Below are 12,806 nucleotides of genomic sequence, written 5' to 3'. Positions count from 1 at the left end.
TTGTTTTTTATTGGCCATTTCTTTTAGTCAACAAATATTTCCCATAGCATATTGGGGTGATGTAGGTTTTCCGCCATGTTTCGAACATTAAAGCATGACGAAACGTTAACCTTAGATCTCGGGCATTACATTCAATAAACATTGGAAAACCATCTGCTGTAATCCCGACATCAAGCCCAAGATCTGCTAGGTTATCAATTTGATTGCCCATCTGTTTGGCAACCATTAGTGATAACTTTTCCACGTCAGCTACGACCTGTTTTTCATCAAGGTATGGAAGGTTTCTAAGGATATCTTCAAGAGAAATGCAGATACCTCCTCTAGCCACATTTGTAACAATGCTGCCTGTTTTTGCTACTTTCCCCACCATCCCTGTCACTTGCCATTCTCCATCCCCATTTCGTTGGACGGATACCCGAAGGTCAAATGGATTATTATGATATTCTCCAAGTTGAATCCTCTCTTGGATTATATACACCCCTCTTGTTACCAAAGATTCTATTTTCAAAGGTAATTGTTCCGCAAGATACATTTCATCCAGCCATGTGTCTTTTTGGGGATAGGATAATAACCATTCTGTATCGTTAATGCGTGCAGCTCTCATGTTTCGTTTTCCAAATGTACCATTGCTTGGTTTTATGATTAACTCTCTATGTTTTCCCATCATTTCGACCATATTACCAAGATTGAAGCGAACGGTTTCTGGGAGATGTGGTGTAATATCTTCACTTTCCATTAATAACTTATGAGTTTTGTATTTCCCATATTGGTTCCATTCATTAAAAATGACTAAGCCTTCAGCTAGTAACATTTTAATCTGTTTCTTTGCATCCTTCGTCCAATGATACCCTCTGTTATGAATCATGAATGGTTTAGGTATAGTGTACTTCTGATACTCACCGTTGATATTCATCACAAAACCCGTTGTCTCTGGTTCACCAGGCTGTAAATCCTCCAAACGAAGATAAACAGGAATCAGATTATTTATTTTGCCCCCTTCCTCATAGAAAGCCAAGACTTCTGGTTGATTACCGCGGTCAAGTTCTCTATATAATTGCGAGCTGATTATAATTCCAATAAATTGCTGTTCCAAGCTATTTTCCCCGCCTTATTAATAGGGTTTACTTTCAGGTTAAATAAATAAACTTCTTTCGTACTATTAAATGCAAAAGTTGTATATTTGGAGAGATAAAAACCCGAATTATTTTGAAACATTCATTAAATACGTGAATACACTAACTTACATTAATCTAAGAGGTGTTTTGCTTTATGAGAACTAAACCAAAGGTAGCCATTATTACCCCTGGTTCCTTCCCTATTCCATCCTCTCGTGCAAGTTCAGTTGAAACAGTGGTAGAAATGCAAACAAACATTCTTCAAAACGATGTTGATTTCACGATATTTGGGAAAAAGGCTAAAGGAATGGCCTCTACTGAAAACCAAGGAAATATTTCTTTTATCCGGTTTCCTTATCAAAATTGGACAAGGTACCTCACAAAGGTCATTCCTAAGTTATCAAGAATCAATCCTGATATCATCCAAATTGAAAATCGCCCTAAATATATTCCCATCATTCGGAACAAGTTTCAAAAAGCTCAAATTTGGTTGTCACTGCACTCGACCATGTTTATTTCAAGTCCACATATTGAAAAGGAAGAGTTAATTAGTTGTCTTCATCAAGCTGATAAGATCATTGTTAACAGCCATTTTCTTAAAAACTATTTAATTGTTCAAACTGGTTGTGAGGAAAATAAAGTCATTGTTAATTATTTAGGTGTGGATATAACACAATTTCATTCGAAATGGTCCATCGATCAAAAAAGTAAAATAGAGAATTTTATTAAACAATTAAACCTCGAAGGAAGGAAAATCATCCTATTTGTCGGACGTTTAAGAAAAATAAAGGGCATTCATAAAATACTTCAAGCGATGCCTTCCATTATTCAAGCGGTGCCTGACACCATATTAATTATTGCTGGAAGCGCCTTTTATGGTTCAGAAAGAAGAACAAGCTATGTTGATAAATTGCATGCGTTAGCAAAGGATTTCCCAGAACATGTCAAGTTTATGTCGTTTATTCCACATGCGGAAATCCACATTTGGTTTGAGGCGGCAGAGATTGTATTAGTACCCTCAATTGGACATGAAGCATTTGGATTAGTGAATGTGGAGGCAATGGCATGTGGTGTCCCCGTGATCGCAACGAATATTGGGGGAATGCCAGAGGTTATTGAACATGGCAGGACGGGGTATTTGATCAATACTCAAAACATTGAAGTGGAACTATCCAATTGTGTTATTCAGCTCTTAAATAATCCCAAAAGAATTAAAAGGTTAGGTCTTAACAGTATAGATCGAGTGAAGGAAAGTTTCACATGGGAAAAAAGTGCTAACCGTATCCTCCAATTATATAACCAAAATGTAACTGAAAAATAAAAGAACGTCCCTTTATGAAAAGGGACGTGAATGACTATAAAAAATATACTCTTTTTGGAAGTGAAAAGTATTTTTAAATGCATCTTCATCAAGAATTTGAAACCCTTGAATTTGAACTGCATAAAACATTGGTTGATTACGAATTTTTAAATACGTATCATAATCCAATTTCTTAAAGCCTTTGAAGCTAGGATATATATTTGCTTCAAGAATCCACGGGAAGCCCACTTCATCTAAAGCAATATCTATACCAAATTCAGCGAAATGATCATTTCTTTGATCCATGATGCGGCAAAACCTTTGACAAAGGTTTAATATATTCCGATAAACAAGTGAATAGCTGAGGTCTTGAGAAGACTTCTTTATAACTGTTTCTAATGTCATCGCCTCTCCACCCCGAGCAATATTAGTTAGATCCTCATCTTCTCGAGCAACCCTGCATTCAATTCCAGTGCATTGCCACTTACCTTTGTTATATTTCTGCATCACAACCCTGACATCAAGGGCTCGATTATTTACCTTTAAAAGCGGAATGTAGATTTGATATAAATACTCCTGTTTAAAAATTCCAAACTCCTTTAATAATACTTGTAAACCTTCTTTATCCTTCAATCTGTGTTGTACCTTTGTCATACTCCGATAATCGTATAAACTAAAACCTTCTGTTTCGTCATTTAATTCTAGTATGAAAATTCCGCGTCCTCTTGATAAGCTAACAGGCTTTAAAATAATCTTCTTATTTTCTATTAAAAAGTCAATTAATTCTTCCATGTTATTTAAAAGGAAAGTTGCAGGTAAGTGTTGTTTAATTTCTGGGGTATTTTTTAATAAATAAAGATCTGATTTTTTAAAGTGGTAGGAGTTAAATAAATTATTATTGGTTATTTCCACTAGTTGTCTAATATTATCTTTCTTTTGATGGAAATTTCTACGGTATATAGTAGAGGGAATCGGAGTAGAACCATAGCGCCAATGTTTTTTTACTGGGTCATAGATCATCCCATATGCAATTCTCTTTTCCCAGTCGACTGACCTTGCTGAAAAGGCGATCGTTACTCCGCCATAGCGATGGTATTCACCAAAACGGTCATTGAATTTCTCCATGTAATCCAAACTATAAACGTGATTTTTTTCACCTAATAGTAAGCCAATTGTTGGACCGATAATTGCCTTTCCCTCTGAAAATTGGATTTGATAAACTAGGTCAACAGGAAGATGCATGGATTCTACTAGAGTGTCGGAAACAAACAGCTCTAAGGGATTTTGATAGGAATTTTGTCTTAGCGGAATTGCATCTTCGTAATTTACAAAGTGACATGGCTGCTCATTTACCCCAAATTTTACAATTTCAGGTTGTTCCCTCCAGCATTCTGTAATTCGGTTAGGTAATTTCATTATCATTTCATGGTCTTGAAAAACTTTAAATTTCACCCAAACATTCTCAAAAAGCTGACTTGATTTCCTGATAAACGGCGTAATATTATCGTCGTGTAATTCTCCATTGCTTACCTGAACGGTTGCCTCAGTTTCCCCACTATACGTATGCATTGTCTTATCATCGTTTTTCAATTCCCTGATTTCATTTGCTAGATCAATCGGCCACTTAATAATCATACCCGCTACTTTTTTGTTGCTATAACTTATATCTTTCACAATGGTAACGATAGGACAAGTGGAATGAATTCGAATTTCACCAGTTTCCATCCCCACAAATTGAAGACCAATTTCATAAATTCTTGGATAATAATAGTGAAGAGTTTCTAAAATACGGTGGCTTACTTCATAAAGGTATTCTTGTGTCTCTTCTTGCATTTGGTGATCACCGGTAAGTAGCAGATAGGCTTCCTTAAAGGTTAACACTTGGTCATTATTCTTGGCATAAATAATCGGAGTCGTCCATTGATGATGGCAATCTTTTTGTCCTAAAACGTAAAAACTAAATGAAGTCGGAATTTGATTTTCCGCTATTAAATTAAAATCCTTTAGTGCAGGGTGTGTTGCTATCAATTCTAGGAAATGCTTATTCTTAATATTATTCTTTTCATTTATGAGAGTTACACCTGTTTGCTGTGCGAGTTCAAAGATTGTCCGATTGTTTTTCTTACGATGATAATTTGTGGGATTATAGATAATTGACGGTATATCAACGAAACCTAGTAAAACGATCTCCTCATCCTTTATCATAATTGCATTTCCCTTACGCTCGTTTACCAGCAATCCTTCGATATTAATAAATAGTACGTCAAAATTTAACTCTTCGCCCGCTTTTGCATATTGTAAAACATAGGAATCATCATCGTTTAATTCCTCTTGGGCCAGCCTATTCCATTGCCGTTTTGATAAAATAATGCCAATAGACTTTTCATCCATTACTCATTCACCTTCAATCATTTCAGGTCATTTAAAATATTTCTATTCATGATTCTATGAAACTGTATAGGCATATGGGAGTAACCCGTTGATATTAGTCTTTTATTATCAACGATTTCTTCCATTGTTCATAGAGGTCAGGCTCTTGATTATTTACATGCTCTAAAAACGTTGCCAATAAACCCAATTGTTTTAAGTCTTTGAAAAGTCGTTTTGGAAACGACCTTTGAATTTTAAAAGAATTAACATGATCTATGATTTTCAACTTTCCATTCTTATCATAGATGGTGTGTCGTAAGGAGAAATCAATTCTCATAAACTGTAAACTTCTAAGTTCTTTTATTAAATTGATAATTTCAATTGTTAAATCCACGGAAATTGTCTTTGATTTTTCAAGATATTCTTGTAAGGAAGGTCCAGCAAGGTATTCCATTATAATAAAATTTTCTCCCGCTTCATAAACCTCTGGTAAAATGGCAGTTTTTTCACCGATTTGTTGCAGTACTTTCTTTTCTCGAAGGCAATATATTTGTTTTGAATAAATTTTCACACATCGGTCTTCGGATAGTTTAAACACTGCACCTTGTAATCCTTTTCCAATGAGTGGATAGTCGGTTGGATTGGTTTGAACCTGAACTGGTTTTCCCGGCGTAACAACAATTTGGGTAAAATCATTCAACTTGCATTATCTCCTTTAATGGAAATTATTATTGTTTTGTGCTTCCTGTTAAAGCATATCCAGAGACTACTTTTTATGAAAATGGTAGAAGTGCATCAATAAATTCTTGTGCCGATTGATACCGTTTGAGTTTATGCTTTCTTGTTGATTTCCTCAGAACCTTTTGTAATTTCTGATTGAGAATCTGTTTGCACGCCTGTTTTTTTCGATACGGTGCAAAACCAGTTAACAGGTACAAACATACACATGCAACACTATATAAATCTGAGCAGTAGTTTAAATTAGCAGTAAAAATATGATTTTGTTTCTTAAGCTCTGGTGGTCGATACCATCTCGTTGCCCCTAGATGATTTCCAATATATTCACCAGAGTCATTTGTGCGGACAGCAGAGCCGAAATCGATGATTTTTACTGTTTGGGGGTCATCATTACAAATTAAAATGTTATGTGGAGTAATATCGCAATGGAGAATGCCATGTTGGTGGATCTCCTTTAACCCTTTAAGGATGTTAATTGTTATTTGAACGGCTAATTTTTGATCATGGATAATCCCTTTTTTAAAATGCCCCAGCCTTCCCCCTTCGTGATATTCTAAAACAATATACCCTTTATGTTCATCCACAAAAAAATCTAGCCAGGTGATGATATGTTTATGGACCGGTAAGCTTTTTAGTATATCGCTCTCTTGTTCTGCTTCTCTTCTGCTATCAACCTTTTTTATTACTACCCTCTCATTTCGTTGATTCAGACCAAAAAAGACAAGGCTTGTCGCACCCTTACCTAAAGTTTGATGATCCAGTGTGTACTTTTCGAATGTAGCTCCCCCCCCCCTTTGTGACCCCTGTTTTTTATATCTTATTATTAGTAAGACAAGAATTCCTGTATGTTTATCCATAAAAAAATAAGGTTGTCTCTAATGGACAACCTTATTTTTTCAGGATACATACGCTTCGTCTATTGGCAAGAGCCGTTGCAATCCACGAAGTTCTAATTCCATTAACTTATTCAATGCTTTTTCTTTTTCAATACGAAGTCCTGCATCATCCAATGAACAGCTCACTGGAACATCGCATTTTATTTCAGCAAGCAGTCTCGACAAATGGAGCATGTCTAAATCCTGCTCAATTTTAGTCTTATTTGACTTTGATAATCGATCTAAATTAGAGATAATGCCCTCAATATGTTCAAACTCCTGTAAGAGCTTAAGGGCTGTCTTCTCTCCTATCCCTTTTACGCCAGGATAATTATCGCTAGGGTCCCCCATGAGGGCTTTTAAATCAATCATCTGCCGAGGAGTAATTCCTTTTTCTTCAAAGAAGGAATCTGGTGTATGAACCAGGTAATTTCCATAACCTTTTTTCAACAAAATAACAGAAATACTATCATCAAGCAGTTGCAGCATATCCTGGTCACCGGTTAGGATGGACACATCGGCAAAGTCCTTTGATTGCTTAGCGATTGTTCCAATGCAGTCATCTGCTTCATAGCCTGCTAATCCAATATTGGGGATATCAAAGGAAGCAACCACTTCTTTTACTAAATCAAATTGTGGGATAAGCTCTATCGGAGCATCACCGCGATTACCTTTATAATCTGAGAATAATTCAGTACGAAAGGTCTTACTGCCCATATCCCAACAAACTGCGAGATGGGAAGGTTTAAATGATGAAACTGCCGTGAATAAATGCTTAACAAAGCCATGAATTCCATTGGTCGGTGTTCCATTTGAATTTATCATAAATTGTCCTGTAACTGCCGTAGCGTAAAAAGCTCGGAATAGCAACGCCATTCCATCAACAAGCATAAGTGAAGGCTTTTGATTAGTCATATTGGACCTCCTTATTGGTGTCGTTTAAAAACAACACGCTTTCCATTATAACATAAGTTTGCCTGAAAGATTATTCTATTTTATGATCCGCATAAGAAATCCAATCACTAAAGCTTCCGACATAAAGCTTTACTTTATTAAATCCAGCCTCCTTTAATGCCAAGTAATTAGGTGTGGCCGTGACCCCAGATCCACAGTAAACAATAATATCCATATTAGGTTCGATATCTGAAAACCTTTGTCTCTGTTCCTCAGCTTGCTTATATCGCCCGTCACGAATCCCCTCCATCCACGGCTTATTTATGGCGCCAGGAATGTGACCGGCTTTTTTATCAATCGGTTCTTCTAGCCCTAGATATCTTTTTGATTCCCTTGAATCTATTAATATCTTGTTTTCCAGCTGTTTTTCGACTACTTCTTTTACTTCTTCTGTAGTTGCTAGTAATTCCGGCTTTAAGTTGCAATGGAATTTTACCTTTTCAAATGAAGGAATATCTTTTGTTACTGGATAATTTGCTGCTGCCCATCCATTAAATCCCTCATCAAGTACATAAACATTTTCATGACCAAGGTATTGAAGCAGCCACCAAAAGCGGGCTGCATACGCCCCTTCACCAGTATCATAGGCTACAACGACTGTGTTTTCATTAATTCCCTCTTTCTCAAGTTTCATGATAAATTCCTCAAGTCTAGGCAAAGGATGCCGTCCGCCATGGACTTGAACTGGACTTGATAAATCTTTTTCTAAATCAAAGAAAACTGCGCTAGGTAAATGACCTTTTAAATATTCCTGTCTCCCTTTTTCTGGTTCACCTAATGAAAACCGGCAATCGACAACCCTGACATTGCTCTCGGTTAAGCTTTTCAATAACCATTCTTTGTCTTTAACAAATTTCACGCAGCTTCCTCCTCGTCATTGATTAATACTTTATAAGTTTTTTTGTATTTCCCTTAAATATTCAATAGAAATTCCGCCATCTAAGGCTGAAAGATAACTCAAATAAAAATCATTTACTTGTTCGTTCATTTGTTCTATTAGCCGATTGAATTCCTTTGTTATGTCATCTGAATAATGTGTTTTTAAACGGTGAGCTCCATTCGATAGATATTCATCCGCAGGCAAATTCAGCACTTGATACAGTTCATCACTCATGAATTTTTTTTCATTTTTTTCAAAAAATGATTTTGGATTTTTAAAGTACGACAAGGCTTTAGCAAATAATTGTTTATTCATATCTTTAAAAGCGATAGGAAATTCGATTGCTTGTTGATGCTTCACTTCAAATGCTGAAAAGGAAAGGTCTTGATTGATTTCTTGTAAATTTCGGATGAGACCTGATTGGTAATCAGCCAATTGCTTTTCGGCAAATCTTTCCAGGCGAACTGTCGTTGCCCGCAATTCCTGAGCAAAATCAAAGCCTAGACTTTCGAGAAATTCATCCAGTGCAGCTAGTAATACTTTTTTCAAATGACGACCATCATCCTTTAGTATGGCGGGATTAAATGACTCCCTAAAGAAATCCCCAAAGCGGAGGAAGACTCTTTGTTTAATGTAATAAACTAACTCTTCTGCTTCCTGGTACAAACGATTTTGCAAGATTTCAATCGTTTGGTTTTTCAATGACACTAAGATAACTGCTTTTTGTTTTTCAATAGTCCCGCGTTTTCTCTCTTTTACAGTTTGGTCTTCCTGTGAACTTTTGATAAGTTTATCAATTAAATCATGAACCCGGGTTATTTCTTTTTCTGCAGAGGAAATAGCCATTTCCGTTAGTTCATTAGTAATAAAATGATAAAAGGCCTGCTCAAAGTTAGCCATTCCAGATTCCGAAATAGGATTTGGTGTCTCCTTTTCTTTTAACGCCAGCAAGCTTGATACAGGATAAAGATGAGGATTTCTTATTCCATATTTGCTAAGCTGCTCCTCGACATATTCAATAACGGTTTCTTTTTCTTCTTCATTCTCAGCAAGGTCAATGGCATTAATAATAAAGAACATTTTATCCATTTGAAAGGATTCCTTTACACGTCCAAGCTGGATTAAAAATTCACGATCTGCTTTCGAAAATGCATGATTGTAATAGGTAACAAAAAAACATGCATCCGAATTTTTAATGTAATCAAAAGCGACACCTGTATGGCGGGCATTGATAGAATCCGCTCCTGGTGTATCAACCAGAGTAATTCCTTTATTAGTTAACTCGCATTCGTAGTAGAGCTCAATCCATTCTACGAAGCAGGATTTTTCTTCATTAGCAACGAAATCGGTAAATTCACTTAAGTCTGTTTCAAAAACGATTCCCAAAGAATTACCAAATGTTTGATAACCTCTAGTAAATGCCTGTAAGAAAGCAATATGTGTCTTCTCCAAGACACCGCCTTCTTGCTGTTTTTGAAACATAACCTGGTCAATTTTTTTGACCGCACCATCAAAATCATCTGCTTGGAGTTCAAAAACCCTTAATGAGCGATTTACATCTTCAAGCATGGCTGACGCTTCCTTAAACTTAACAAGCACGGTGCCATGCGGATGTCTTTCCGTAACAGGTTTAATTTTGTTAATGGCTGCAGTCGTTGGATTGGGTGAAACAGGCAGGATCTTAGCACCCATAAGTGCATTGGCAAAAGAAGATTTGCCTGCACTGAATGCTCCAAATAATGCTACGGTAAATCCCTTGTTTTCAAGTCTTTCCGCTTTTTCGGATAATTCTTTAGAAAGCTTATAAAAACCAGGGAGGTCTCTAATTAAGGATGAAGTCTTTACTAGACGTTCGACGGTTCTCTCTAAATGATTGCCTGATGGAAGTACCTTTGGATCATTTTTCGCGCTCTCAATCACTTTGCCTTTCAAATCGTTTTTCATGTTGCTACTTCCGTTTTCAGACTTTAGCTGTGTTTTGACCACTTCATATTCTTCTTCGTCCTGACTAAAAAGATGATAAATATCTTCTTGTAAAATATCATCTTGTGTTAATAACTCTTCGATCTTTGTTTCCTTCAACTTAGCATTCTGCTTAACCTTTTCTAGTTCTGACAAGGCATTTAGGTATCGATCGTTTTTGCTCAGTTCCTGTTCATACTGTCCAATTAATTTAGCTGTTTGTTGCTTTAATGCTTTTAGGAACTCTTCCTTAAAAATAGCCAGTTTTTGTCGTGCGATTTTTTTAATTTCATTAGCCACGTCTTCTGTGTAATGTAAGACATATTCACCTGATACTCGTGCACCAGTTTTAACAGTATCGGATAAGAGGTTTGCCTGCACATCGATTGAATAAGACTGCGCCAAGCCCTGTAAATCTCCTCCGTCAAGACCCGTTTCCTTTAAGGTGCGCAGTAAATATTCGCGTACGTGCCACTCGAGCTGAGATTTTGTTTTATCATGAATATCATGATGAAAGCGTTCAAGCCTCACATTCTTCTCATCCAACGTCTTTTGCTTGGAAAATATGAATCCAACTTTGAATTCCGGTTGACATGACTCCAAATAACTCTCCGCTAACTCTCTGGTTTGAAATGGCATGAGGTATGCGTTTTTAAGTATTTGGGCAATTTGATGATCAAATTCCTTCTCTGTTCCGATTACCCCCTCTTTTAAAGTCTGGAGGTTTCCTTCCATTTCTCGAGAACTATTGGATAATTCACTTTTTTCTTCCTCAGTTAATTCATTCAATACCTCAACGATAGGTCTTAGCTCACGCTCATCTAATTTACTTAATTGAGCCATATGATCTTGGGTAATTTTTTTTAAGGAATGAAAAACCGATGGTATTAATAATTGGTCTTTTGAGGCCAATTTGTCTGTAATAAATTCCTGAAGATCATTGAATTCATTGAAGGCATGGTTTTTATTTTTCAAAGAAGTATAAAAAATTCTTGCTGGTTTCACTCCCCAAGATGCAAACGAATCAACCACACTGTTTTGAAACTCATCGAAGCTCAGTTCTTCATCATTGTGTTTATCAATTTGGTTAATTACTAAATAAACTTCTTTTCCAGCTTGGGTTAATTCCTTTGTAAATAAAAAATTCAACTCTGCTTGGACGTGGTTAAAATCCATGACATATAGAACGATATCGGCAAGATGAATTGCTGATTCGGTTGCAATCCGGTGGGCATCATCAGCAGAATCAATACCAGGTGTATCCATGATTACCGTATGATCGGGCAACCCTGTTTCACTGTGACTAATTTCAATTTCTTCAATTTGATCGCCGTCTTTGCAATAATTTTTGACTAATTCATAATCATATGGAGCTAAATAGATGCGAGGCTTTTCATTTTTGAAAAAGACCTTTGCATATTCTTCTCCAGCTTTTACTTTCACTAAGTTTGCACTTGTCGGAATTGGACTAGATGGAAGTAAATTCTCTCCAACGAGTTGATTGATCATTGTCGATTTCCCTGCAGAGAAATGGCCACAAAATGCAATCATAAACTCTTTGTTCTTCAGCTTCTTTGCTAGTTGTTTTATTTTTTCCGCATTTTCATAATCTTCTTGTTCGTTTATATATTCAAATACTGAAACGATTTTAGTTTTTAGTGTTTGAATGGTTTCTTCTTGATTGGCTATTTTCACCATTTACTTAATCCCCTTAGCAACTTTGTAATATTTTTTATTTTATACGATAATTCAAACTTTTCCTATCTTGACACTTCTTTTACTTAAAACAAATTTCTTCCAAAAACGACAAAAAGCCAAGGTGCAAGACCCTGGCTCTCAAAATACACTATTAATTTATTGTGTAACGTTTTTTAAGACGTGCTTCATGACAAATGCATAAATAATAACCGTTCCACCAACTAAAGCAAAAGTCAATTGTAACACCTTCCTTATCAGACTTCATTGAGAATGATTTTCATCGATAACCAAAGTTTAACATAGGTGATAATCATTTTCAATAGCCCATTTCTAACTGTCACAATTATTTAACAACTTTAGGTAGAAAACGATTACAATCCTGAAATGTCCCTTCATATTCCGTCAGCTCCCTAAGCGCCTGTTCCTCCTCAGGTATACGAATCCTAAGCACGATGATATTTAATATCGTAAATAAACTAGCTGTAAAATAAGCGTTGAACAACAATGGAACAACAGCCAGTTCAACCGCAACAACAAAATAATTGGGATGTCTGATAAAACGGTATGGTCCCTTTCTAATCACATTCGCATTTCTTAAGACAATAATTTTTGTATTCCAAAACCTTCCTAGTGATGCAATCGCCCATATTCTTAATAGCTGGGCTATAAGAAAAACAATTATTAGGATGCCCCATAAAGGAGATAGACCCAAATTCATGAAAATTTTTTCACAACTTAAGAAAATAAAAAACAGCGAATGCATCGTTACCATATATCGATAATGCTTTTCGCCAAATTCAATGGCCCCACGTTTCTTCATCCACTTTTCATTTCTGTTTGCTATTCTTAGCTCAACAATCCGCTGAAGGCCGATGAATCCAACTAATATCAGAAATGAGATAATGTCTTTCATT

General features: G+C 36.1%; 9 protein-coding genes. 1 reads left to right on the top strand and 8 read right to left on the bottom strand.

The window, feature by feature from the left end; translation table 11 throughout:
• Nucleotides 1-7: 7 nt before the first annotated feature.
• Nucleotides 8-1,093, bottom strand: coding sequence for a YheC/YheD family protein (locus QF028_RS06000; protein WP_429464513.1), 1,086 nt, complete (start codon nt 1,091-1,093; stop codon nt 8-10).
• A 176-nt stretch (nt 1,094-1,269) separates the two neighbouring features.
• Here QF028_RS06000 and QF028_RS05995 point away from each other — a divergent pair, with 176 nt between their 5' ends.
• A complete protein-coding gene (locus QF028_RS05995) occupies nt 1,270-2,436 on the top strand; it encodes a glycosyltransferase family 4 protein (protein ID WP_429464512.1) in 1,167 nt (388 codons plus the stop codon).
• Between the two features lie 12 nt (nt 2,437-2,448).
• Here the strand turns inward: QF028_RS05995 and QF028_RS05990 are convergent, their stop codons facing one another.
• The 7 genes from QF028_RS05990 to QF028_RS05960 all read right to left on the bottom strand — a co-directional run bounded on the left by QF028_RS05990 (nt 2,449) and on the right by QF028_RS05960 (nt 12,805).
• A complete protein-coding gene (locus QF028_RS05990) occupies nt 2,449-4,806 on the bottom strand; it encodes a YheC/YheD family protein (protein WP_429464511.1) in 2,358 nt (785 codons plus the stop codon).
• 94 nt (nt 4,807-4,900) lie between these two features.
• Nucleotides 4,901-5,485, bottom strand: coding sequence for a kinase (locus QF028_RS05985; RefSeq protein WP_429464510.1), 585 nt, complete (start codon nt 5,483-5,485; stop codon nt 4,901-4,903).
• A 73-nt stretch (nt 5,486-5,558) separates the two neighbouring features.
• On the bottom strand, nt 5,559-6,380 hold the full coding sequence (locus tag QF028_RS05980) for a serine/threonine-protein kinase (RefSeq protein ID WP_429464509.1): 822 nt from the start codon (nt 6,378-6,380) through the stop codon (nt 5,559-5,561).
• A 39-nt stretch (nt 6,381-6,419) separates the two neighbouring features.
• Nucleotides 6,420-7,313: a 5'-3' exonuclease gene (locus QF028_RS05975; protein WP_410886016.1), complete on the bottom strand. Its 894-nt coding sequence runs from the start codon at nt 7,311-7,313 to the stop codon at nt 6,420-6,422.
• Between the two features lie 70 nt (nt 7,314-7,383).
• Nucleotides 7,384-8,211, bottom strand: coding sequence for a sulfurtransferase (locus QF028_RS05970; RefSeq protein ID WP_429464508.1), 828 nt, complete (start codon nt 8,209-8,211; stop codon nt 7,384-7,386).
• A gap of 30 nt (nt 8,212-8,241) precedes the next feature.
• Complete coding sequence (locus tag QF028_RS05965; protein WP_429464507.1) at nt 8,242-11,892, bottom strand: dynamin family protein; 3,651 nt, start codon at nt 11,890-11,892, stop codon at nt 8,242-8,244.
• A gap of 343 nt (nt 11,893-12,235) precedes the next feature.
• Nucleotides 12,236-12,805 carry an isoprenylcysteine carboxyl methyltransferase family protein gene (locus QF028_RS05960; RefSeq protein WP_429464506.1) on the bottom strand — a complete coding sequence of 190 codons (570 nt, stop codon included), beginning with the start codon at nt 12,803-12,805 and terminating at the stop codon, nt 12,236-12,238.
• Nucleotide 12,806 lies beyond the last annotated feature (1 nt).

Source organism: Neobacillus sp. B4I6, assembly GCF_050434045.1.
Taxonomy (GTDB): Bacteria; Bacillota; Bacilli; order Bacillales; family Cytobacillaceae; genus Neobacillus.
Note: the sequence above shows the minus strand (reverse complement) of the source record. Positions and strands in the feature narration are given on the sequence as shown.

Coding starts and splice junctions, on each gene's coding strand:
- QF028_RS05995 (WP_429464512.1), top strand. CDS start 1,270: ATGAGAACTAAACCAAAGGTAGCCATTATTACCCCTGGTTCCTTCCCT.
- QF028_RS05990 (WP_429464511.1), bottom strand. CDS start 4,806: ATGGATGAAAAGTCTATTGGCATTATTTTATCAAAACGGCAATGGAAT.
- QF028_RS05980 (WP_429464509.1), bottom strand. CDS start 6,380: ATGGATAAACATACAGGAATTCTTGTCTTACTAATAATAAGATATAAA.
- QF028_RS05975 (WP_410886016.1), bottom strand. CDS start 7,313: ATGACTAATCAAAAGCCTTCACTTATGCTTGTTGATGGAATGGCGTTG.
- QF028_RS05965 (WP_429464507.1), bottom strand. CDS start 11,892: ATGGTGAAAATAGCCAATCAAGAAGAAACCATTCAAACACTAAAAACT.
- QF028_RS05960 (WP_429464506.1), bottom strand. CDS start 12,805: ATGAAAGACATTATCTCATTTCTGATATTAGTTGGATTCATCGGCCTT.